The 22,070-nt window shown below is 51.8% G+C and carries 20 protein-coding genes, 2 tRNA genes and 1 pseudogene; 12 read left to right on the top strand and 11 right to left on the bottom strand.

The genetic code is table 11. The features are described 5' to 3' along the window. Positions 1-79: 79 nt before the first annotated feature. Positions 80-2,900 (bottom strand): annotated as a pseudogene (gene can / locus H924_RS07110) (aconitate hydratase). A gap of 363 nt (positions 2,901-3,263) precedes the next feature. Between can and H924_RS07105 the strand changes: the two are divergent. From H924_RS07105 to H924_RS07095, 3 genes are all read left to right on the top strand, one after another. Beyond that, positions 3,264-3,779 carry an Rv1476 family membrane protein gene (locus H924_RS07105; protein WP_029703352.1) on the top strand — a complete coding sequence of 172 codons (516 nt, stop codon included), beginning with the start codon at positions 3,264-3,266 and terminating at the stop codon, positions 3,777-3,779. A 497-nt stretch (positions 3,780-4,276) separates the two neighbouring features. Further along, entirely contained in the window at positions 4,277-6,199 is a 1,923-nt protein-coding gene (locus tag H924_RS07100; RefSeq protein ID WP_015651278.1) for a DIP1281 family NlpC/P60 protein, read from the top strand. A 69-nt stretch (positions 6,200-6,268) separates the two neighbouring features. Continuing rightward, on the top strand, positions 6,269-7,378 hold the full coding sequence (locus H924_RS07095) for a ferrochelatase (RefSeq protein WP_015651277.1): 1,110 nt from the start codon (positions 6,269-6,271) through the stop codon (positions 7,376-7,378). Positions 7,379-7,382: 4 nt separating this feature from the next. Here the strand turns inward: H924_RS07095 and H924_RS07090 are convergent, their stop codons facing one another. Beyond that, the gene (locus H924_RS07090) at positions 7,383-8,159 is read right to left on the bottom strand and encodes a hypothetical protein (protein WP_015651276.1); all 777 of its coding nucleotides are present in this window, start codon (positions 8,157-8,159) and stop codon (positions 7,383-7,385) included. Between the two features lie 45 nt (positions 8,160-8,204). On the opposite strand from H924_RS07090, the gene H924_RS07085 reads away from it, so the two are divergent. From H924_RS07085 to H924_RS07075, 3 genes are read left to right on the top strand one after another with little or no spacing between them, the layout of a single operon-like run. Beyond that, positions 8,205-9,050 (top strand): DUF3097 domain-containing protein, encoded by an 846-nt coding sequence (locus tag H924_RS07085; RefSeq protein WP_015651275.1) that lies wholly within the window; start codon positions 8,205-8,207, stop codon positions 9,048-9,050. A gap of 45 nt (positions 9,051-9,095) precedes the next feature. Next, the gene (locus H924_RS07080; protein WP_015651274.1) at positions 9,096-9,524 is read left to right on the top strand and encodes an NfeD family protein; all 429 of its coding nucleotides are present in this window, start codon (positions 9,096-9,098) and stop codon (positions 9,522-9,524) included. Between the two features lie 56 nt (positions 9,525-9,580). Next, on the top strand, positions 9,581-10,801 hold the full coding sequence (locus H924_RS07075; RefSeq protein WP_015651273.1) for an SPFH domain-containing protein: 1,221 nt from the start codon (positions 9,581-9,583) through the stop codon (positions 10,799-10,801). 61 nt (positions 10,802-10,862) lie between these two features. Here the strand turns inward: H924_RS07075 and H924_RS07070 are convergent, their stop codons facing one another. The 3 genes from H924_RS07070 to H924_RS07060 form a co-directional block, all read right to left on the bottom strand. Further along, positions 10,863-11,489 carry a hypothetical protein gene (locus H924_RS07070; protein WP_029703348.1) on the bottom strand — a complete coding sequence of 209 codons (627 nt, stop codon included), beginning with the start codon at positions 11,487-11,489 and terminating at the stop codon, positions 10,863-10,865. An 80-nt stretch (positions 11,490-11,569) separates the two neighbouring features. Further along, positions 11,570-12,334, bottom strand: coding sequence for a TVP38/TMEM64 family protein (locus tag H924_RS07065; RefSeq protein WP_015651271.1), 765 nt, complete (start codon positions 12,332-12,334; stop codon positions 11,570-11,572). Between the two features lie 51 nt (positions 12,335-12,385). Continuing rightward, on the bottom strand, positions 12,386-12,997 hold the full coding sequence (locus tag H924_RS07060; RefSeq protein ID WP_015651270.1) for a GNAT family N-acetyltransferase: 612 nt from the start codon (positions 12,995-12,997) through the stop codon (positions 12,386-12,388). Positions 12,998-13,064: 67 nt separating this feature from the next. On the opposite strand from H924_RS07060, the gene H924_RS07055 reads away from it, so the two are divergent. Continuing rightward, a complete protein-coding gene (locus H924_RS07055; protein ID WP_015651269.1) occupies positions 13,065-13,625 on the top strand; it encodes a hypothetical protein in 561 nt (186 codons plus the stop codon). Positions 13,626-13,695: 70 nt separating this feature from the next. Here H924_RS07055 and H924_RS07050 read toward each other — a convergent pair. Then, positions 13,696-13,781: transfer RNA gene (locus H924_RS07050), tRNA-Leu, on the bottom strand. 98 nt (positions 13,782-13,879) lie between these two features. Next, positions 13,880-13,965 (bottom strand) — tRNA-Leu (locus tag H924_RS07045). A 219-nt stretch (positions 13,966-14,184) separates the two neighbouring features. Here H924_RS07045 and H924_RS07040 point away from each other — a divergent pair. Further along, on the top strand, positions 14,185-14,718 hold the full coding sequence (locus tag H924_RS07040) for a YbhB/YbcL family Raf kinase inhibitor-like protein (protein WP_015651268.1): 534 nt from the start codon (positions 14,185-14,187) through the stop codon (positions 14,716-14,718). A 16-nt stretch (positions 14,719-14,734) separates the two neighbouring features. Next, complete coding sequence (locus tag H924_RS07035) at positions 14,735-15,166, top strand: hypothetical protein (RefSeq protein WP_015651267.1); 432 nt, start codon at positions 14,735-14,737, stop codon at positions 15,164-15,166. Positions 15,167-15,266: 100 nt separating this feature from the next. Here the strand turns inward: H924_RS07035 and H924_RS07030 are convergent, their stop codons facing one another. Genes H924_RS07030 through H924_RS07020 form a run of 3 tightly spaced genes read right to left on the bottom strand, consistent with a single transcriptional unit; the run spans position 15,267 to position 18,412 of the window. Further along, entirely contained in the window at positions 15,267-16,382 is a 1,116-nt protein-coding gene (locus H924_RS07030) for a quinone-dependent dihydroorotate dehydrogenase (RefSeq protein ID WP_015651266.1), read from the bottom strand. Positions 16,383-16,398: 16 nt separating this feature from the next. Beyond that, the gene (locus tag H924_RS07025) at positions 16,399-17,430 is read right to left on the bottom strand and encodes a YncE family protein (protein WP_245533852.1); all 1,032 of its coding nucleotides are present in this window, start codon (positions 17,428-17,430) and stop codon (positions 16,399-16,401) included. 43 nt (positions 17,431-17,473) lie between these two features. Beyond that, positions 17,474-18,412 (bottom strand): aldo/keto reductase, encoded by a 939-nt coding sequence (locus tag H924_RS07020; RefSeq protein ID WP_029703344.1) that lies wholly within the window; start codon positions 18,410-18,412, stop codon positions 17,474-17,476. Positions 18,413-18,524: 112 nt separating this feature from the next. On the opposite strand from H924_RS07020, the gene H924_RS07015 reads away from it, so the two are divergent. The 3 genes from H924_RS07015 to H924_RS07005 all read left to right on the top strand — a co-directional run bounded on the left by H924_RS07015 (position 18,525) and on the right by H924_RS07005 (position 21,198). Continuing rightward, positions 18,525-19,349, top strand: coding sequence for an undecaprenyl-diphosphate phosphatase (locus H924_RS07015; protein ID WP_015651263.1), 825 nt, complete (start codon positions 18,525-18,527; stop codon positions 19,347-19,349). Between the two features lie 166 nt (positions 19,350-19,515). Further along, positions 19,516-20,793, top strand: coding sequence for a cysteine--1-D-myo-inosityl 2-amino-2-deoxy-alpha-D-glucopyranoside ligase (gene mshC, locus H924_RS07010; RefSeq protein WP_015651262.1), 1,278 nt, complete (start codon positions 19,516-19,518; stop codon positions 20,791-20,793). Between the two features lie 24 nt (positions 20,794-20,817). Then, the gene (locus tag H924_RS07005; RefSeq protein ID WP_015651261.1) at positions 20,818-21,198 is read left to right on the top strand and encodes a hypothetical protein; all 381 of its coding nucleotides are present in this window, start codon (positions 20,818-20,820) and stop codon (positions 21,196-21,198) included. A gap of 74 nt (positions 21,199-21,272) precedes the next feature. On the opposite strand, the gene H924_RS07000 is transcribed toward H924_RS07005, so the two are convergent. After that, the gene (locus H924_RS07000) at positions 21,273-21,854 is read right to left on the bottom strand and encodes a hypothetical protein (RefSeq protein WP_042392583.1); all 582 of its coding nucleotides are present in this window, start codon (positions 21,852-21,854) and stop codon (positions 21,273-21,275) included. Positions 21,855-22,070 lie beyond the last annotated feature (216 nt).

Raw genomic sequence — 22,070 nt, 5'->3', positions numbered from 1 at the left:
GCCTGTAAATGATGGGGCCCTTGTGTTGTTGGTGCTTACGGAATACTTCCTGCAGCACCAACACTTGGCGAACTTCTAATTACTTAGAGCTAGCTGCCATCTGACGCAGAACGTACTGCAGGATGCCGCCGTGGCGGTAGTAGTCAGCCTCACCGGGGGTGTCGATGCGAACGACTGCGTCGAACTCAACAACATCGCCGTTGTCCTTGGTAGCGGTAACCTTGACGGTCTTAGGAGTGGTGCCCTCGTTAAGAGCAGTCAGTCCGGTGATGTCGAAGGTCTCGGTGCCATCAAGTCCGAGGGACTCGTGGGACTCGCCTGCAGGGAACTGCAGTGGGACGACGCCCATACCAATGAGGTTGGAGCGGTGAATACGCTCGAAGGACTCGGTGATTACTGCGCGAACACCAAGCAGGTTGGTGCCCTTTGCAGCCCAGTCACGGGAAGAACCGGTGCCGTATTCCTTACCACCAAGAACAACCAGTGGGATGCCAGCTGCCTTGTAGTTAACGGAAGCGTCGTAGATGAAGGCCTGTGGAGCACCTTCCTGGGTGAAGTCGCGGGTGTAGCCACCTGCGATGTCAACCAGCTGGTTCTGGAGGCGGATGTTGGCGAAGGTGCCGCGCATCATGACCTCGTGGTTACCACGCCTAGATCCGAGGGAGTTGTAGTCCTGACGCTCAACGCCGTGCTCATCCAAGTACTGCGCAGCAGGGGTGCCTGGCTTGATGGAAGAAGCTGGGGAGATGTGGTCAGTGGTGACAGAGTCGCCGAGCTTTGCAAGAACGCGAGCGCCCTTGATGTCGGTAACAGCCTCAGGCTCGACTGGCATGCCGTCGAAGTAAGGTGCCTTACGGATGTAGGTGGAGTTCTCGTCCCAATCGAAGGTGTCACCGGTAGGAACCTGAAGTTCCTGCCACTGCTTGTCACCCTTGAAGACGTCAGCGTAGCCAGCCTCGTAAAGCTCACGAGAAATAGCCTGCTGGATGGTGTCTTCGATTTCCTCGGTGGATGGCCAGATGTCCTTCAAGAAGACGTCGTTGCCGTCCTGGTCCTGGCCCAGAGCATCGTTTTCGAAGTCGAAGTCCATGGTGCCGGCAATTGCGTAAGCAATAACCATGATTGGGGAAGCCAGGTAGTTCATCTTAACGTCAGGGGAGATACGTCCCTCGAAGTTACGGTTACCGGACAAAACGGCGGTTGCAGCGAGATCGTGCTCGTTAATAGCAGCGGAGATCTCTTCTGGCAGTGGGCCAGAGTTACCAATACAGGAGGTGCAGCCGAAGCCGGAAAGGTAGAAGCCCATAGCCTCTAGGTCCTTCCAGAGGTCTGCACGCTGGTAGTAGCCGTCAACAACCTGAGAACCTGGAGCACAGATGGTCTTAACCCAAGGCTTGGACTTCAGACCCTTTTCTGCAGCCTTACGTGCGATCAGGCCAGCGCCGATCATAACGGAAGGGTTAGAGGTGTTGGTGCAAGAGGTGATGGAAGCAATTGCAACCATGCCGTGGTCGATGGTGAACTCGCCACCCTGTGGGGAGGTAACAGTTACAGGGTTGGAAGGACGACCCTCAGAAGTGGTGGACAGGGACTCGCCGTGTCCAGCCCAAGAAGAGTTGTAGTTGTCAAGAACTTCGCCCTGATCCTGTGCGCCACCCTCGTTGTCCATGCGCTTTGCAGAGATGGAGTTGTCGGTGGAAACAGCATCGGAGGTGTAGGTAGGCAGATCGTTACGGAACTGCTCCTTAGCCTCAGAAAGCAGGATGCGGTCCTGAGGACGCTTTGGACCTGCGATGGAAGGAACAACGGTGGACAGGTCGAGCTCGAGGTACTCGGAGTACTCAGCCTCAACGGTGTCTTCGTCGAGCCACATGCCCTGAGCCTTTGCATAAGCCTCAACAAGAGCGAGCGATCTGCTCTTCTGGACGGCCGGTCAGGCGGAGGTACTTGGTGGTCTCTTCGTCAATTGGGAAGATTGCACAGGTGGAACCGAACTCTGGGGACATGTTGCCGATGGTTGCACGGTTAGCCAAAGGCACAGCCTTCACGCCGGAGCCGTAGAACTCAACGAACTTCTGAACAACGCCGTGATCGCGAAGCATCTCGGTGATGGTCAAAACAACGTCGGTAGCGGTTACGCCAACAGGGATCTCACCGGTCAGCTTGAAGCCAACAACGCGTGGGATAAGCATGGAGACAGGCTGGCCGAGCATTGCTGCTTCAGCCTCGATGCCGCCAACGCCCCAGCCGAGGATGCCAAGGCCGTTTTCCATGGTGGTGTGGGAGTCGGTACCGATACAGGTATCTGGGTATGCAAGGCCCTCGTTGTCGAAGACGACGCGTGCCAAGTACTCGATGTTGACCTGGTGAACGATGCCGGTTCCTGGAGGAACTACGCGGAAGTTGGAGAAGGACTCGGAACCCCAACGAAGGAACTGGTAACGCTCTTCGTTGCGCTCGTACTCGATCTCAACGTTCTTAGCCAAAGCGTCTGGACGGCCGAAAGCCTCGACGATAACGGAGTGGTCGATGACCATTTCCGCTGGGTTAAGTGGGTTAACGCCGTTAGGGTCGCCGCCCAAGGTAGCAACAGCTTCACGCATGGTAGCAAGGTCAACGACGCAAGGAACGCCGGTGAAGTCCTGCATAAGAACGCGAGCAGGGGTGAACTGGATCTCAACGCTTGGCTCAGCGGAGGCATCCCAGTTAGCAATTGCTTCGATGTGTTCGGAGGTGATGTTTGCGCCATCCTCAGTGCGCAAAAGGTTCTCTCCAAGAACCTTTAGGGAGTATGGCAGCTTCTCCATGCCAGGCACTGCAGAAAGGGCGAAGTAGTCATAGGACTTGTCGCCAACTTCAAGGGTGCTTTTAGCATTGAAGGAGTTCTTGCTTTCAGTCACAGTGAGCTCCAATTCTAACTTTTCCAGGGTGAGATTCCCCTCGGCCTTGCTGTGGGCGGGGTCGATAAGGGAAAAACTTCAGATTCTTCCGGCGGACATGCCATTAAAGAACCCTACGTCTCAATTATCCTAACAGTACGGGCGTTCTGTTGTGCAAGATGGGTAGTTTATTAATTGAGTGTCGGCACACAAGGACAGACTGATACATTGTTAGTTGTCTCCAGGCTGGGGATATGCAAATATTTAAAGCTTCCCCCAGGGGCGGAATGTGACTTCTCTCCACCCCCTGAATTACCCCCAATCAATATTGGGGACCGTCGTATCCCGCCTCTTAAGATCCAATTTTCCGTGGAAGGTTCACCCTTGATTCCTGAAGATATTGATATTGCAGATTTGGCCCAGGACCTTAATAAGGACGCCGTAATGGTGGGGCCCCATACTGCTAGTGAATATCCTCAACTTGAACATGACTTAGTGGGAGTGGCTAAGCAGGCGCAGGCGGGAGACTTCGGCTCCGTAGGGTTGGTCTATTTAGATAAGACTCCGCCGATGACCTCTGATCTGCGCGATATTGCGCAAGAGCTATTAAATACAACCGACTTTGAAACTGTGGTTGTCCGTTCGCCGGAATCTGGCGCGGTGGTAAGTGATATTCATTCGCGTGCAGTGTTGGAAATTGGTCAAGGCGATATGCTGGCAACTCCTGATTATGCAGCTGGTGCCCAGGCTTTAATAGAAGATGTAACGCAATCAAGTGTGGGTGCTATTGATTGGACTGCCGTCACGGTGATGGGACTCGTAGTGCTAACCGTCCTATTGGTGGTGATAGCGCTAGCGCAGTGGGGTTTGCGTCGAAAAGCGCAATTATCAAGCCTTTAGGCTTGATATGTGAAAACTGGATAAATCGGGAAATTCTTCAAGCTGTAAATCTGATAAGAAAATACTAAGTCCAACTTTGTGATGAAGCTCACATAAATTTGTGAAATCATTAAAACCGCAGGCCAGCACATGCAAACACTTGCACGTGCTGGCCTTTTGTTATGTAACTGATGTTAATAATGTATCAAAAGTTATCTAGGTGACTTAAGGTTCAGATATCGACTCACGGGTCGTCTTTTAAAACTTTAGACATGTTCAGTCACAGTGGTTCTCAAGTTTAAAGCCTTGAAACTTTAACTTTTGGGCAGATTCCACTGCGTTTTTCGGGCAAACGGGGAAGCTTGCCGCGGAATGTGGATCACACTGCAGATTGGATATGTGTGGAGTTGGGAAGGGTAACTCGCGCTTGCATGGATTGCAGGCTTTTCAATGTCTAAACCGCATTATCAAGTTTTGGTACTGGACTTTGAAAAGAATTGGATTGAACAGGAGATCACGTGGCCAAACGAGAATCAAGTCTTCGAGACGCACGAGCTGGGCTGAACCGTACCCAAAAGGTGGCAAGCATCGGTGCCGTCTCGAGGGCACTTTTAGTAGTAGCAATTGGTGGCAGCTTGATCTCTGGGCTTGCCCCAGCAGTGGCACAACCTGTTAATCCAGACGATGAAACTATTGCTCAAGCAGAGCAAAATGTGCAGGCCGGCGATGGGGAAGTCGCCCGCCTAGCAAGTTCGTTGTCTGCAACCGAGGCGGAAATTAACCGCCTGGAACTTGAGATGGGCGCTCTGCGTGAAGCTGTGAACAAGGATCTTGTCGACCTCCACGATGCCCAGGCTCAAGCGGAAAAGGCCCGTCAAGACGCCAGCGCTGCCAAAGCTGCATTGGAAGAGTCCCAACGCCAAATTGATGCAGCTCAAGAGCGTCTAAATGAGATCTCACGCGCTGCTTATCGCCAAAATGGCACCACCAAGGGCATTTCTGGACTCGCAGGTACTGAGGCCAGTGAAGATGCACTAGATCGCCAGACTTATCTGCGTACCACCGCAGAAAAAGAACAAGCTGCCGTTGCGGAGCTTGATAAATTGCGCACCGAAAATGCCAATAAGGAATCTGAGCTGCGTGAGGCTCGCATCCTGGCAGAAAAGCGGGAAGCTGAAGCTACTGAAAAGCAGCAGCAGACCCAAAGTGCTATTGAAACTAACTCTGCGCAAATTAATGAGCTCAACAACAGTCGCACCACCTTGGTTGCTCAGCGTGATCAGGCTCAGCAAAGCCTCGCTGAGGCTCGTACTGCCGCACAGCAACTAAATAGTGATCGTGCGGAGTACCAGGAATTCCAGCGCGCTGAAGAAGAACGTAAGAAGGCTGAAGCGGAAGCTGCTGCAGCTGCTGAACAAAAGCGCCAAGCTGAGGAAGCTGCGGCTAAGGCAGCTCAGGAAGCAGCAGCTGCCCAGGCTGCACAAGCTGCAGAACAAGAAGCAAACGATCGTGCCGCAGCACAGGCAAAGGCCGCTGAAGCCCAGGCGGCCGCTGAACAAGCACAGGCCGCAGCCGATGCAGCTGCAGCAGATGATGCCGCCGCAAAGGAGCTGCAAAACCAAGCACTTGCAGCTGCAACAGTTGCTGCCGCCGCCGTGATTGCAGCCTCCCAGGCTGATCACGCAACTACGGAAAATCCTTATCCAACAGGCGAGGATGAAGCAGCTGCAGAGATCGCAGCAATTCAGGGACCTGCAACCGCACGCACTGCAGCTCCTGCGGAATCCACCGAATCTGCAGAAGACACAGAGGTAACAGAAGCTGAGTCTGCACCTTCCACCACCGCGACTCCAACCCCTGCTGCAGAGCTTCCGGTTACCGGCTCCACTTCTGATTCAAGTGACGCTCTCTACACCGAAGATGATTATTATGATGACAGCGTTTACGCAGGTGAAGACAGTTCCCTCGAGGATCTAGAAGATGTCACCTCCGGAGCGTCCACCATTGTCACCGGGGATCGCGAAGCAAAGATTGAGGCAGTTATTGCCCGCGGTATGAGCCAGCTGGGTGTGCAATATGCCTGGGGTGGCGGTAACGCTAATGGTCCAACCTTAGGTATTCGCGATGGTGGTGTCGCTGACTCATACGGCGATTACAACAAGGTCGGATTCGACTGCTCTGGTCTAACCCTTTATGCCTTTGCAGGTGTGGGAATTGCATTGCCGCACTACACCGGATATCAGTACCAATATGGAACTCAGATTCCAGCAGCACAGATGGAACGCGGTGACCTTATTTTCTATGGTCCAGGCGCATCTCAGCACGTTGCGATCTACCTCGGAGACGGTCAAATGCTGGAGGCTCCAAGCTCAGGTTCAACTGTTATGGTTTCCCCAGTCCGCTGGTCTGGCATGACGCCTAATGTGGTTCGCCTACTTTAAAATCCAAGAAATCTCATAGTCGATACATGCTAAGTGCACTATCAATCAAAAGTTGGTAAGCTGCTTGGCATGAATGTTCGATCTTCGGATTCTTATGACGCCCTCCTCGTGCTTTCTTTCGGTGGCCCCGAAGGACATGAGGAGGTTCGTCCATTTTTGGAGAATGTCACCCGCGGCCGCGGCATCCCGCCAGAGCGCCTTGATGAGGTAGCGGTACATTATCACCACTTCGGCGGTGTGAGCCCCATTAATGAGCTCAACCGTGAAATCATTGCCAACGTGGAGCGTGAATTAGCTAACCGAGGCATGGACTTGCCAGTTTATTTCGGCAATCGAAATTGGGTTCCATTTGGCAATGAGGCAGCAGATCTTATGGCTGCCGATGGCGTGAAAAATGCCCTAGTTTTGGCAACTTCCGCCTGGGGTGGATTCTCTGGTTGTAAGCAGTACCAGGAAGATATTCAGGGAATGGTTGCCCACCTTGGCGCCCAGGATAAGGAAATCACCTTTACAAAGCTGCGCCAATTTTATGATCACCCACGTTTTATTAGTCAGATGGCGCAATCTGTACGTGAATCTTTTGAGAAGATGCCAGCCGAACTGCGAGCAGAGGCTCGCCTTGTTTTTACGGCGCACTCCATTCCGCTGGCTGCTGATAAAGCCTCTGGCACCCCGGAAGATGGTTCACTTTATTCTCAGCAGGTGCGCGAGGCTTCAGAGCTTATCGCCCAAGCTGCAGGCATAGAAGATTTTGATCTAGTGTGGCAGTCGCGTTCGGGCAGCCCAAGCATTCCATGGCTTGAGCCAGATATTGTCGATCACGCTGTCGAACTCAATGAGAACGGCCAGAAAGCCATCGTAGTCTGCCCTGTGGGCTTTATTTCCGACCATATGGAAGTAATCTGGGATCTTGATTCAGAACTTATGGAAGAAGCCCAGAAGCGCAATATGGTGGTCGAGCGTGTGGCCACCGTCGGCCCATCCCCAGAATTTGCCGCGATGGTGGCTGACTTGATTGAAGAGGTGGAGCTTAAGCGCACCATCGAAAAGCTTGGCAAGCTCCCCGCGCGTGGTTGCACCGTTAATGGTGTGCCATGTGCGGAAGGTTGCTGTACGGCTGCCAAGCGCCCAACTTCGCGCGTAAACCCGAATGCGGAGTCAGTCCCCGCAGCTAACTAGGATCCTATGCCCTCGCAAATTCTGCGAGGGCATAGCTAACTCCGGCGATACGCGCAGTACGGATATACCTCCACAGGGCGATTAATTGTGGATCCAAGCTGTGATCACCAATGGTGTCTTGCACCGTTTCAATAATTGCCGCCACTCGATCCGCACGCGCAAAAAGCTTGGCACTGCGATCCGGCACGGCATAGGGCAGGCCCGGTGTGTCATAAAAGTCAGATAAAGAGCCCACTTTCAAACGCGGATTTTTCAAAGATTTCGGCGCAAGTGAAGCATATGCACTTGACTCGATAATGTTCGCTGCATCCGCAGTTGCCTGTGACAGCAAACGATCGGCCTCGCCAGGCGAGACTTCCGCGCCCGCTGGCAACAAACCCTCAACCTCAATCCAGGCCCAATCGGTGGCATCTTTGCCGCGGCTAGGAATCAGGGCAAAACTTTTAAGCTTGTCGACGCTACGTAGCAGCAGGGCACCCTCTTGTGAGAGGCTTACCCGGCGTGCAGCTTCCGTACCTGCCGGCACAGCCGGCGCATCGCCAGGCCCGCTAAGCGCAAGAGTGATGACGGGCCCGCGGAAGGGGGCGTCGACAAGCTCTCTTGTGGTTTCTTTAATGGTTCTTAATAAATCAAGTAATCCACCACCTTCAAAGGTGTGAGGTCCGCCGAGATCCACAAAAGCATCGATAACATCCTCGGTGGGGACTAACTCATAAATCCACGCGCCGAGCCACACGGCGGTGTTTTGTAAAGGCGAGTAGACCTGTGCACGAATATCCATAGTGATTGGGTAGTGTAGCGCAGCAATTCGCTAGGGTTAACAACTATGAGTTTCTCTGATCCTTATGCAGGCGATATCCTTGGTGGCCATTCTCGAAGCCGAGCTCCGGAATACCCTAATATTCCAGCAGAACCCGGCTTGGTTGTAGAAGTTCGCGGTGATGGTTTTGTTGGTGCAGTTGTTGGATTTGAGCGCACTTATGATGGGGATTTTGTCCGCCTGGAGGACCGACGTGGCAGGGAAGCGCTATATAAGCTGCGCAAAGGTGCCTTTATGGTGGAGGGAAAAATTGTGAACCTCACCAGATTTGTAGAAAAACAAGCCCCCCAAAAATCCAATTCTGGATCTAGGCGCGTGGCCAATGTTCAAGCAAAAGTTGCAGCCCCTTCCAGAATTTGGGTGGAGGGTATCCACGATGCTGCCATCGTGGAAAAGGTATGGGGCCATGACCTGCGTGTTGAGGGCATTGTCGTGGAATACCTCGAAGGTCTAGACAACCTGCCAGAAAGGCTCGCTGAATTTCAGCCCGGTCCAGGACGCCGCGTCGGGGTTCTTGCCGATCACCTGGTGGAAGGCTCCAAAGAAACCCGCATGACTCGCTCACTGCCTGCCGATGTGGCAGTAACCGGACACCCCTATATTGATATCTGGGCTGCAGTGAAGCCTGAGCGTTTAGGCCTTAAAGCCTGGCCCGACGTTCCCTATGGGGAAGACTGGAAAACCGGAATTTGCCAGCGTGTGGGCTGGTCCGACCCTAAGGAAGGGTGGCACCGCGTCTATAACGCAGTGAACTCCTTTAGGGATCTGGATTACACGCTCATTGGTGCCGTGGAACGCCTGGTGGATTTTGTCACCAACCATGATTTAAGCAAAGAAGATGTATTGGCTTAATAAATAACGCTGCCGATAAATTTAAGTTTCTGTAGGCTGGCCTGCGTGGGAGCAATAATTTGGTTTATCGGCGCATTGGTACTCGCAGGCTTGGAATTAGCGGTGGGTGAATTTACCCTGCTAATGCTCGGCGGAGCGGCACTTTTTACTGCCGGCGTTTCCCTAATTGGTGTGCCATTATGGGCGGAGCTTTTAAGCTTCGCCCTTGCTTCATTGGCGCTGCTACTTTTCTTGCGGCCAGCTTTAAAAAAGCGACTCCATAAACCTGCTGCCTTAGATACTTCAATTAAGGCTCTCATTGGCCATCGCGCCGAAGTTCTAGAAGATATCACCGCACACAAGGGCCAGATTAGGCTAGATGGCTCAATCTGGTCAGCGCGCAGTCTCGACCCAGCACACACCTTTGAACAAGGTGAATTTGTCAGTGTTATCAGCATTGACGGCGCAACCGCAGTGGTGTGGAAAGAAGCGTGATAGCCATTACCTTAACCACGTTTGACGCAGCTTAAACGAACTAAATTGGAGTAACCATGACAGGACTAATCCTTGCCGTAGTTTTCCTAGTATTCATAGCGATCGTCGTAATTAAGTCCATAGCCTTGATTCCTCAGGGCGAAGCGGCAGTTATTGAAAGACTGGGACGTTATACCCGCACCGTATCTGGTGGCCTGACACTGTTGGTGCCTTTTATTGACCGGGTGCGCGCCAAAATTGATACCCGTGAGCGTGTGGTGTCTTTCCCACCTCAGGCAGTGATCACCCAAGACAACCTGACAGTGGCAATCGATATTGTGGTCACTTTCCAAATTAATGAACCTGAACGCGCCATTTATGGCGTGGACAATTACATCGTTGGTGTGGAGCAGATTTCTGTGGCTACTTTGCGCGATGTTGTTGGTGGCATGACCTTGGAAGAAACCCTTACTTCCCGCGAGGTAATTAACCGCCGCCTGCGTGGTGAGCTGGATGCCGCCACTACCAAGTGGGGACTGCGTATTAGCCGCGTGGAGCTAAAGGCGATTGATCCGCCACCTTCCATTCAGCAGTCCATGGAAAAGCAGATGAAGGCGGACCGCGAGAAGCGTGCCACCATTTTGACTGCAGAAGGTCAGCGCGAAGCTGATATCAAAACTGCAGAGGGTGAAAAGCAGGCCAAGATTTTGCAGGCGGAGGGTGAAAAGCACGCCGCCATTTTGAATGCAGAGGCAGAACGCCAAGCAATGATCCTACGTGCTGAAGGTCAAAGAGCAGCGCGTTATTTGGAAGCACAGGGTGAAGCTCGTGCTATCCAAAAGGTAAATGCTGCAATCAAGGCTGCAAAGCTGACCCCTGAGGTTTTAGCCTATCAATACCTGGAAAAGCTACCACAGATTGCAGAGGGTAAGGCCTCGAAGATGTGGGTTATTCCAAGCCAGTTCACTGATTCTCTGGAAGGCTTTGCCAAGCAATTTGCTTCCAAGGATGCTGAAGGTGTTTTCCGATACGAGCCTCAAAGTGTTGATGAAGAGACTCGTGATCTAGCCAATTCCGATGACGTAGACCAGTGGTTCTCCACGGAGTCTGATCCAGAGATCGCAGCAGCGGTTGCTGCCGCAAATGCGGTAGCAAATAAGCCCGTAGATCCCGATCCCTCGGAGTTGTTGATTGGAAAGCGACGCGAAAAGCAGCCAGAGATTTCAGCACAACCAGAAACTCCGGCACAGTCGCAGCATCTCACTGCCGATTACTATCCGGATACCAACAACGGATAAGCAGTAAAAAATAGCAAAAAGTGGGGCTCAGTGTTTTTGACACTGAGCCCCACTTTTCGTCTTAGGGCCTTCCGGCCTCTTCGATAAGGTTAACGGCTAGTTGCCAACCGGCGGTTTCTGCCTGCCAACCAGCAGCCTGGAGGCGTTGAGACATGGCCTGCTTGGAAATACCTAGCTCCTCGGCTGCCTCATTTTGATTTAGCCCAGAACGAACTAGGGAAGTAGCCTCGCGGCCTTCTTGGGTGCGCTTGGAAAGAACCTGACCCATGAGGGTAAAAGCTGCAGAGATATTAAAGGCGCGGGGATCATCGCGCTTGGTGCCAGCAATCCGGACCTTTACGGTTCCAGACTTAGCGGTGGGACGCAGCGCTGCGGAAGCTGACTTCTTGGCAGATTCTTTTGCAGCTTCAAGCTTGGCTGCTGCCTTGGGAGTAGCCGCGACATCACTTAAGGGATTTTCCGCACGGGGGACAATTCCAATTCCGATTGCCCAATCGCCAGCTGCTAGCAATGCCATGACCACATCACAGGTGGTTACAGCAGAAGAAATGTGTGCGCGGATTTCCTCGACGCCAATGATTTCAAATTCACCAGCACCTTCCAACGTGGACAAGGCCTCGGCAAATCGCCTTACTAATTCAGCCCGACGTGTATCGCGGCCCCGGTATCTGGCGTGAAGTGCCCACATGGATGGCGTCCCCCTTTAATACTTTTGCTGCCTCAAAAACTTGAACTACCTTTAAGTATCTTCATGATACCCCAAATTGTCTATTTTCCAGACTTGACTGGCAACCTTTGATCCAAATAGATTCCAAACAGACCCAACCCGGCCAAAAGTGCACTAAAAACAATCGCCAACCAATTGCCTGATCCGGTTACGGCATCGCCCAAAACTACAGTGGCAATTGTGCCAGGTGCAGATCCAAAAAAAGTGGCAATAGTAAAGGCTAGAACCGGGACGCTGGTGAGTGCGGCAGCATAATTAAGTACTGAAAAAGGCACTGCTGCAATCATACGAAGCGAAGCAATTGCCAACCATCCCCGTTGCTCCAAACGAACATTGATATTTTCTACCGCTGGATGCTTGAGTCGCGGTGCCATCCATTCACCAAGTAGGCCACGCACGATCAAAAGCGAAACAAGTGCAGAAATAGTGGTGGCGCTTAAAGCCAACACACTGCCAAGCACAGGACCAAAAAGGATGCCTGAGGCCAAGGTAAGGAATGTGCGAGGTATGGGGAATTGGGTGATCACAATATAAAGGACAAAGAACAAGAAGATGAAGGCATCGCCGGCATCTGCGGCCCAATCTCTAAGCACTGTTATGGAGGGTAATTCCACCAAAAAAGTTACTGCCACAAACGCGATCAGAGCTACTGCGACGATGACCTTTTTGAGCCGGCTCCAGGCACGAATATGATGCAGCGCATCCATAAAAGTTGTGGAGAGAAAATGGAAAAAGGTACTCAAACGAGTATTTAGCCGAGCTGAAATTTCCGCGCGGTCTTCTTGATGCCCACTTTCTTGATCCATTCCTGACAGCTTACAACTAGATTCCCACCGGACATTAAGACACCTAGGTTTCTACGCTTGGGGCATTGCGGGTGGTTTCCACATGGCTAGTTCTGGCTGGCTGTCATCCTCGGTAGGAATATAGCCCAGGGGAGTAAAGCCCAAACGGTGATAAAGCTGAGCTGCTCTTGTGGTCGTGGCCTCTAGATAAATTCCAGATTCCGCCGCGCGAGTAATTCCATGTTCTAGTAGTGTGCTTCCAACTCCTTGACCTCGCGCAGATGCAGGGGTTGCCAGCGTATAGAGATACCAGTGAGGGAAATGTGGGTGAAAAGACGCCGAATGAATTTCGGCTTTAACTATTTGCGCGGTTCCTGTGCCAAAGATCCTCAAAAGATCGGGGAGTATGGGCAGCAAGTCGGTGGATGAAGGACGGCCTTGATAAAAGTCCCAGAGCGCAACACCACAAACATTTCCTCGATCATCCACGGCTATATCGATGTGTCCGGAGTTAGCAAACTGTTTTTCAATCTCTAATTGGAAAAGCGCGCGCAGCTTATGATTGGCAGGATCTGGTTGGGGGATCATTCTTAAAAACGCTGGATCCTTAGCGAAGGCATCAACCAAGATGTCTAGAATCCTTGGGTAGTGAGCTGGTGTGGCTGGAATAATAATGGGACTCATATTTCCCACCATAGCTAGAGGTCTCACACCAGGTGGGTGGACTTCGCAGTAAAGATTGGATAAAAGATTGCAGATCGCGAAGGTTATTACGGAAATCAGTGCCCCATGGCTAAGTAATATCGTTTTGTTCTTAACCTTGGGGTTGGCGTTGGATGCGGTGCCAGCAGGGCTCGGTGCTGCACTTTTTAGCGGTGTATTGCCCATGGTGGCAATTGTGTGGATGCAGCGTCGCGGGCAAGTAAGCGATCATCACGTAACTAAAGCACAGCAACGCAGCCGAGTTTTCCTCATCATCGCAGTTCTGCTTGGGATCTTATGCCTTTATCTGGCATTGGTAGATACTCCCCGAGAAATCTGGGTGATTTTTGCCGCGGCAGTAGTTTTTATTGCCGTCTATGCCTTTATAACCAAGGTGATTGGCATAAAACTGTCTGTACATGTGGGACTATGGGTATGTGTTTATGGATTTTTGGCCATCAGTCTGTCGTCGTGGTGGTTTTTGGCGGTAGCTGCAACACCACTGGTGTGGTGGTCTCGCATTAAGTTGGCGCACCATACTAATAAAGAGGCTGGACTGGGATTTTTGGTTGGTTTTGTGTTGCTGGTTGTTGCGTCGATAAGCGTTTAACATGGGGCACCCAGCGGTGCCCTTAAACGAAAAAATCTCCGGTACAAAAAGTACCGGAGATTAAAAGTTGTGCCCGGAGGGGGACTTGAACCCCCACGTCCGTTAATAGGACACTAGCACCTCAAGCTAGCGCGTCTGCCATTCCGCCACCCGGGCTGGGTGTGTGAGTGTTTAAGTTAAAAAATTAACTCAAAGGCATAAGGTAAAGCCCTGACCTGTAAGACCAGGGCTTTGGGTACTGTCTCAACACAGTGTGCCCGGAGGGGGACTTGAACCCCCACGTCCGTTAATAGGACACTAGCACCTCAAGCTAGCGCGTCTGCCATTCCGCCACCCGGGCTGGGTGTGTGTTTAGGGGCGTATTGCCCTTTGCACGAGATAAACAATAGCCCGAAGCCTCGAATGTTTACAAATCTGCAGGTCAATTCCTTAAAAGCGGGATTGCAGAGCTGTCGCCAAAGCCCGCAGAACTTACATTGGTGTGACTTGGATACTTTCTAAACTAAATGATTTTGGAATGTGACGGCGCACACGGAAAAAGTCAGGTAGAAACGATGGCATGACTAACTACCTAGATCCCAAGTTTCCTGGCCCCGACCCCTATGCGCCCCTGGGCGAGCACCCTAGCTTCCCTTTGAGCTCCACAGATTTTTCCGATGGCGAAAAGCTTAAGAGTCCACAGCTGGGCGGAAATGACGTATCACCCCAGTTAGCCTGGTCTGATCTCCCAGCCGGCACCAAATCCTTAGCAATTACCTGCTTTGATCCTGACGCGCCAACTGCTGCGGGATTTTGGCACTGGGCTGTTTTTAATATTCCAGCCACCGTTTCTGAAATCCCTACCGGCGCAGGTGATGAGACCCTAGGTGGTATTGAGGGCGTAGTTACGTTGAAAGGTGATTCCGGCAAGCGTGGGTACTATGGCGCAGAGCCACCACAGGGCCATGGACCACACCGTTATCTCTTTGCAGTCCACGCCTTGGACGTAGAAAAGTTGGAAATTGACCCCAGTGCTACCCCCACTGTCCTTGGTTTCAACCTCTATTTCCATACTCTTGGGCGTTCTATTGTGTGGGGATGGTACGAGAACTAGTAGGCTAACTCACATTATGAGTGCAGCAAAAGGTAAATTTCTCAAAAATATCAGCAACCTCGATGATCGAGCTACCTGGCGTAAAATTCCCACTGGTATTCGCGTTGGCGGTGCTTTTATGGCGTTGGGGCTAGTTCTTCTGGTGTTTGCTGCCATTGAGCTATTTACTTCAGGCCTTTTGCAGCCTTTTGTGGTCACTCCGGGATTCCTGCTTATTTTGTGTGCAGCTATTATCTTGGGTGCCTTCGCCACCACCAGTAAGTATGAACCGAGTTCAAAAGCTCAGATTATTTCTTTGAGCATTGCGGTTTTGATGGTGATTGCAAGCCGTTTGTTGCCCACCACAGAGCTTTATGTAGTGGAGCAGTTCTGGCTCAGCGCGTGGGGCGTGGCGGCCTTGATTTGTGGTTTGGTTATTCGCCGTTCCCAGATCCCCAAGTCCAACTAAAGCAGTCCGGCAAAAGCAGTCCAGCTAAAGCAGTTCCAAAAACAAAAGCACTACTCCAAATAAGGAGTAGTGCTTTTAATATGTTCGGGCTAAAACACCGCTAGTTCTTCCAAGCCAAGCCACTGCCAATTGCCTCAGTGATATTGCGAAGGCCATGCGCCTTAATCTGCTGGGCAATGCCGAGGTGAATATCGCGAATCCAATCGGGGCCACCATAAATGAAAGGAGTGTAACCCTGCAGCAGGGTAGCTCCCGAGGTAATGCGCTCCCAGGCCTGTTCAGGTGTACTAATGCCACCGACAGAAATAAGCACCATCTCATCGCCCACGCGTGCATAAAGTCGCTTGAGCACTTCCAAAGAGCGGGCAGCTACTGGAGCACCAGAGATTCCACCTGCAGCCATGGCCTGAACCTCCGCTGCTGGGGTTTTTAGTCCTTCGCGGGAGATAGTGGTGTTGGTGGCCACGATGCCCGCTAGCTGCAATTCCACAGCCAAGTCAGCAACGGCATCGATATCTTCATCGGAAAGATCAGGGGCAATCTTTACCAAGACAGGAACAGTGGTGGATTCCTGCACTGCAGCCAGAATGGGGCGCAGGGACTCGACGGCTTGGAGATCACGCAAACCTGGGGTGTTGGGGGAAGAGACGTTAACCACCAGGTAGTCAGCCAGGTCACCAAGTAGGGACGCAGAGCGGCGGTAATCGTCTACAGCTTCATCGGCAGGAACAACCTTGGTTTTGCCAATGTTGATGCCAATGACATCCTGGGACTTCCTATTGCGCAGGTTGGTTGCCACCTCTGCAGCGCCCAGGTTGTTAAAGCCCATGCGGTTCAAAATTGCCTTATCGGCTGGCAAACGGAAAAGGCGAGGGGTGGGATTGCCAGGCTGTGGGGAAGCGGTAACAGTTCCAAGTTCTGCATAACCAAATCCAACGGCGCCCCAGGCATCGGCCATGGAGGCATTCTTATCAAAACCTGCAGCTAGACCCAGTGGGCGTGGGAAGGTGATGCCAAAAACTTCTTGGGAAAGCACGTCATCGTGCACGGCGATGAACTTTTCCATGCCACGGTTTAGCGGAGCTACAGAATGTACAATGCCAAGGCCATTGTTGATGATTCCGTGGATGCGTTCAGGGCGGATTTTGAACATGGCTTTCAAGCTGGCGTCATAGGCAACTTGGCGAAGGCGGCGGGCTGTGGTGGGCTTGCTCATTGTTTTTAGTCCTTATTTATGAAGCTTGAGTGTTGATAACCTGCAGGCCCGCGCCGGTAGCGGAGGCTGCAACCAGGGTGGCGTCGCTAAGCACAACAATGTTTTGGGCATCGGAGACGGTGCTAAAACGCTGCTGTTCTTCTGGCACACCCGCGGAAATCTTGTATCCAACCAGGGAATTTTCAGCGAGGGAAGTGATCCACGCCAAAGCATTGGTGGAATCCCAGGCAACTGCCCATGGGTGATCATCAACGGGGGCGGTCATTTGCAAACGGATGACATCATCGGCGTTGTAGATGGCAATTTGGCCGCCGATTTCATCTGAAACCACCAGCAATCCATCCTCGCCACCAGCCATTTGTCCAACGCCAAGGCCAACACGCAGGGTGGCACCCATTTTGTCATTGGGATAATCAATATCTTGGATGGTGGTGTTTTCATTCCAGGTACGCACTACCGCATCGTGGCGTTCATTAACCGGAACGGCGATGAGCTGGGTATTTGGAGCATCAACCTTAAAGGTTTCTGGATCCTCACCCTCGCGATAAATCGTCAAGGAAGCGTCCTGGTCATTGCCGACCAACAGCTCACCATCAGTAGTCAAGGCTGCAACAGTGACTGGAGTTTCCGTGGCATGTAAATTATCCAGATTCGGCTGCGCCGCATCAATAAAATAGACCCCATCCGCGCAAGGCAGCAGGAAAGTGTCACCCGTTGCAGTCAGATCACCACATTGCTTATCGACGTCAAGTTGCTGGGCCTCACCCTTTTCAATTTGGGTAACCGTACCGATGCTTAAAGTCTGCGCGGTGCGCAGACCCAGGATGTCGCCGGTGGCGACCTCCATATCAATAACCTCATCTTGGCCCGCAGGCAGCGCAATAACCTTGCCATCGGGGTTTTCTGATACTGGGGAAGCGAAAGGAGTTGCCTTACCCATGTCTGGAGTATCCGCTACTGGCTGGGAACAAGAGCTGATTAAGAGTCCAGCTGATGCCAGCAATGCAGTGGCAGAAAGTCGACGGTAAACACGGGATTGACGGCGCATATTCACAATTGTTCAGGTTACCAGGCAACCCAGACATACCAAGTTACAGGGAGACATCATCCAAAGCCTGGGTAATGGGCGCAGGCAAGGTAACGTCCTCTGCTTTCAGCAGTTGAGCCAGTTGTGCTGAGGTACGAGCACCGACAATAACCGCTGTGACTCCCGGGCGATCGCGAACCCAGGTGGTAGCTGTCACAGCTGGGCTAATCCCCAAACCCGTCGCGGCAGTATCCAAAGCCTCCACAATTTTGGTGGAACGCAAATCCAAATAACCCTGCACCTCAGCATCTCGGCCGGAAGAGGCAGCACGAGAATCCTGCGGAATTTCCGAACGATACTTCGCCGTTAATACACCTTGGCCCAGGGGAGCGCCGGCAAAAAAGCCCACGCCCAAATGCTGGGTGGCCGGCAATAATTCCTCCTCAGCGCGGCGCACCAGCAAACTATATTCATTTTGTGCAACCACAATCGGACGTGCTGAAGCTGCAGCATGATTGGACGCAGCATGGGTTACGGCTAGTTGCCACCCGGCATAACCTCGCACTCCGGCATAACGCACTCGACCAGTACGAACGGCAAAATCCAAGGTATCGGCCACCTCATGCGGTGGAGTTCCCTCATCCCAATAGCCCACCGACCACAAATCTAAATAATCGGTTCCCAGCGCTTCGAGGGTGACATCTAACTGGGCAATAAGATTGCGACGCGAACAGTCAACGCGGCGGCCGATTGGCAACGCAGGGTTAACACCGGCACTGGAGGAAATAACGACCTCGGAACGATGCCCATGAGACTGCAAAATAGTCCCCAACATCGATTCCGCGGTGCCAGAAGTATAGGTAGGGCTGACGTCAATCAACGTCCCCCCAGCTGTAATAAAGGAATTAAAGATATCCCCGGCTTCCTGAAGGTCAGTTCCCGACCCCCAGGTTGAGGTTCCCAAACCAAGTCGGGAGACCCTTAGGCCACTTGATCCCACCATGCGCTGTTTCACGCCAACCACACTACTGACGGCAGATAATAGTACGGTAGATCGGGTGAACGAACAGATAAATCTTCTCGCTTCCGCAGTGGAGCCTGCAACGCCAGAAAGTATGGGCTGGGTTCAGACAATTGTCTTGTCGATAATCCAAGGCCTCACTGAATTCCTACCCATCAGCTCGAGTGGTCACCTTCGCATCATCTCAGAATTATTCTGGGGTGCCGATGCCGGTGCTTCTTTTACCGCTGTTATTCAGCTAGGTACTGAAGCAGCGGTTCTGGTGTTTTTTGCCAAGGAAATCTGGCAAATTATCACTGGCTGGATCGCAGGTCTGCTTAATAAAGAAAAGCGTGGCCGCGAATACAAGATGGGCTGGATGATTATCGTCGGCACCATCCCTGTTGTGGTCCTAGGCGTTTTGGGCAAGGACCTTATTCGAGAATCTCTGCGCAATATGTGGATTACCGCCACTGTGCTCGTCCTATTCTCCTTCGTCTTTATTTTGGCGGAGAAGATGGGCAAAAAAGACCGCGGATATGAAGAGCTCAATATGAAAGATGCCATCGTCATGGGCTTGGCACAGTGCTTGGCCTTGATCCCTGGTGTTTCTCGTTCCGGCGGCACCATTTCCGCAGGTTTGTTCTTGGGACTTAACCGCGAAGTTGCAGCGAAGTTCTCCTTCTTGCTGGCTATTCCCGCCGTCCTTGGATCTGGCTTGTACTCATTGCCCGATGCTTTTGCTCCACAGGCTGGTCAAGCAGCAACCGGAATGCAGTTAACAGTAGGTACCTTGGTGGCCTTTGTGGTGGGTTATATTTCCATTGCATGGTTGATGAAGTTTGTGGCTAATAACTCCTTTAGCTGGTTTGCTGCTTATCGCATTCCAGCTGGTCTGCTCGTTATGTTGCTCCTGGCATTGGGGTACCTCACCCCTTAAGAATTTTTATAATTGCTGTATCAACTTTTGTAGAGTGGAATATTGCCTACGTCTTAAAGGTTGGACGATGCAGTGAGATGTGGCGCTTTAAGTGTTTATGCATTTAAAGCGCCTTTCTAATCACTTGTCACGGAAATAGTCTCGGAAAGAAGATAGAGTTAACTCCATGCAATCTTGGCCCACCCCTGAAATCCCTGCTCTAGACGGCACACCAGTGCCCTTGAGGTTATTTGATACCGCTAATCAGGAGGTGCGCCCGGTTGAAACTCCACCCAGTGGCTCTGGAGACCCCGTAGGAATGTATGTCTGTGGCATTACTCCCTATGACTCCACCCACTTGGGTCACGCTGCCACCTACCTCGCATTTGATTTGATTTACCGCGTGCTTTTGGACAATGACCAGCAGGTTCATTATGTTCAAAACATCACTGATGTGGATGATCCACTGTTTGAAAGAGCAGCTCGTGATGGTGTTGACTGGCGCGAATTGGGCAGCAGCCAAATTGATCTTTTCCGTAGTGATATGACGGCCCTCGGCATCATTCCGCCACAGGATTATATTGGCGCGATTGAATCCGTTGACGAGGTCATCGAGATGGTGCAGTCCTTGCTTGATGAGGGTGCAGCCTATGTGGTTGATGACGCTGAATTCCCAGACGTCTACGCATCTGTAAATGCCACCGAGAACTTTGGCTATGAATCCAATTATGATCGCGCCACCATGGAAGAGCTTTTTGCAGAACGTGGTGGAGATCCACAGCGTCCGGGCAAGCGCAACCCACTTGATGCACTCTTATGGCGTGCAGCTCGTGAGGGTGAGCCCAGCTGGGATTCACCTTTTGGTCCAGGACGCCCTGGTTGGCACATTGAATGTTCGGCAATTGCCACCAACCGTTTGGGACACACCTTTGATATTCAAGGTGGCGGCTCTGACCTGATCTTCCCGCACCATGAGTTTTCTGCAGCACACGCTGAGGCCGCACATGGTGTTGAGCGTATGGCCAAGCACTATGTGCACGCTGGCATGATCTCTAAGGATGGCGTGAAGATGTCCAAATCTTTGGGCAACCTGGAATTTGTTTCACGACTCACCGCAGCTGGCCATGAACCAGCCGCAATCCGTTTGGGTGTATATGCCAGCCATTATCGTGGCAACCGCGACTGGAGCAATGAAGTACTCAGCGCTGCAGAGCAGCGCCTAGCTCTGTGGCGCAAGGCTGTACGTACCGCACAACGTGCGGGAGTCGCAGTGGCAACCGTCGAAAAGCTGCGTTTTCATCTTTCTAATGATCTAGATACGCCTGCGGCCTTGGCTGAAATTGATGCCTGGGCTGAACAAGTAACTGCAGCTCACGACGATAAAATTGACGAAAATCAAGATTGGTCCGGGGCTGGAAAAATCATTGCAGCCGCCGTTGACGCACTCCTTGGCGTGCGCCTCTAAGAGAATTCAGGAACAATAACAGCTATGAGCATTCGCGCCACTTTCCAGCCTTCAGTTGATGAGTTCATCTCCACCCTCGAAGAATTTGCTACTGGTTCTTACCTCAAAGATGATGAAAAAGATTTCTGGGACGAGCCTTTTGATGCAAAGGTCTTGCCAGATCTTCGCAAGATTTTGGAAAGTTACCTGGATTCACTTGATAATGTCGGTGAAGCTCCAGAACTTGATGCAGTAAACTCCATCGCCCAAAATACCCTTGATGAGCTGGAAAAATTTAACACCAAGCACCATGGTGCAGTGGTTGAACCAGAGGAAAAAGAAGAAATTTCCCAACTGATGTTTGACGCCGCCAAGCTCACCGGTGCAAGCGACCTCTCCGAGGAAGCTTTCCCTGAATTTGAGTAAATAAACTAAAAATGCGTTCCTGCTAACTGCTTCGAGTGGCTTGCAGGAACGCATTTTTTTATGCGCAGATGCACTTAGCCAGCACTGTTTTTGATGAGCTCCGCCAACACGGCAATTTTGGATTTCCACATCGCTTTGGTGGGTGCAATGTGCTCCTGGCTTGGCAGCCGGCGATGCTGCAAACCAAAACTGCTTTTATTTTCGCCTTTGGCCTGGAAATTCACGCTGATTCGCGAATTATCGGCATTCCATTTGGCGTTAAAGGTTTTGGGCTCTGTAGCTGAGGTGGGGCTTAAAAGGTCCGGTTCTAGCCACTGGGATCGCAGCTGGTCATCGGCAAAAAACTGCCACAAGGTTGAGACTGGAATATTGAATGTCTTGGAGGCATTTGTGGCATAACCATCACTGGTCATGCCACGATCTCGCATACCGCGGTCATATTCATAGCCAATGGCAATGCCTTGCGCCCACCAGCCACTGACCTCGAAGTTTTTGGCAATATATGCTGCAAGTTCAGTGTGAGTCATGGTTGTGCCTTGTGCCTTATCCAAAAGTTCAAGCCACTCTGCCCATGATTTGCCGGTGCCTTTGAGAATCGCCGCTGGAGACATTCCTGGAGTTTTTGCAGGATCAGCAGCAGGAGTGGAGTCGGACATGGTGGTTTAGCCTTTCACAATGCAGGAAAACTGAGATGTTGAGCTTTTAGGTGCAGCTTAATAACTCTGCATGGATTCGGGGGAGTGTGCAGGCTTTTGATCAATTGCCCATGACTCTGCTGTTAGCACTGTCCTGGTTGAGGGGTTGTGATCGGGGTGAGGGCGAGTTAAATTGCCCAAAAACTAAAGGAAATGAGCAATCCGTACTAAGCTGTC

Source organism: Corynebacterium callunae DSM 20147 (assembly GCF_000344785.1).
GTDB classification, from domain to species: Bacteria; Actinomycetota; Actinomycetes; order Mycobacteriales; family Mycobacteriaceae; genus Corynebacterium; species Corynebacterium callunae.
This window is presented reverse-complemented; position numbering and strand designations above follow the sequence as displayed.

Bases quoted from the DNA above. Each gene is read 5' to 3' on its own strand.
- H924_RS07095 (WP_015651277.1), top strand. From the start codon at position 6,269: ATGAATGTTCGATCTTCGGATTCTTATGACGCCCTCCTCGTGCTTTCT.
- H924_RS07090 (WP_015651276.1), bottom strand. From the start codon at position 8,159: ATGGATATTCGTGCACAGGTCTACTCGCCTTTACAAAACACCGCCGTG.
- H924_RS07085 (WP_015651275.1), top strand. From the start codon at position 8,205: ATGAGTTTCTCTGATCCTTATGCAGGCGATATCCTTGGTGGCCATTCT.
- H924_RS07075 (WP_015651273.1), top strand. From the start codon at position 9,581: ATGACAGGACTAATCCTTGCCGTAGTTTTCCTAGTATTCATAGCGATC.
- H924_RS07070 (WP_029703348.1), bottom strand. From the start codon at position 11,489: ATGTGGGCACTTCACGCCAGATACCGGGGCCGCGATACACGTCGGGCT.
- H924_RS07065 (WP_015651271.1), bottom strand. From the start codon at position 12,334: ATGGATCAAGAAAGTGGGCATCAAGAAGACCGCGCGGAAATTTCAGCT.
- H924_RS07060 (WP_015651270.1), bottom strand. From the start codon at position 12,997: ATGAGTCCCATTATTATTCCAGCCACACCAGCTCACTACCCAAGGATT.
- H924_RS07040 (WP_015651268.1), top strand. From the start codon at position 14,185: ATGACTAACTACCTAGATCCCAAGTTTCCTGGCCCCGACCCCTATGCG.
- H924_RS07035 (WP_015651267.1), top strand. From the start codon at position 14,735: ATGAGTGCAGCAAAAGGTAAATTTCTCAAAAATATCAGCAACCTCGAT.
- H924_RS07030 (WP_015651266.1), bottom strand. From the start codon at position 16,382: ATGAGCAAGCCCACCACAGCCCGCCGCCTTCGCCAAGTTGCCTATGAC.
- H924_RS07025 (WP_245533852.1), bottom strand. From the start codon at position 17,430: ATGCGCCGTCAATCCCGTGTTTACCGTCGACTTTCTGCCACTGCATTG.
- H924_RS07020 (WP_029703344.1), bottom strand. From the start codon at position 18,412: ATGGTGGGATCAAGTGGCCTAAGGGTCTCCCGACTTGGTTTGGGAACC.
- H924_RS07015 (WP_015651263.1), top strand. From the start codon at position 18,525: ATGGGCTGGGTTCAGACAATTGTCTTGTCGATAATCCAAGGCCTCACT.
- mshC (WP_015651262.1), top strand. From the start codon at position 19,516: ATGCAATCTTGGCCCACCCCTGAAATCCCTGCTCTAGACGGCACACCA.
- H924_RS07005 (WP_015651261.1), top strand. From the start codon at position 20,818: ATGAGCATTCGCGCCACTTTCCAGCCTTCAGTTGATGAGTTCATCTCC.
- H924_RS07000 (WP_042392583.1), bottom strand. From the start codon at position 21,854: ATGTCCGACTCCACTCCTGCTGCTGATCCTGCAAAAACTCCAGGAATG.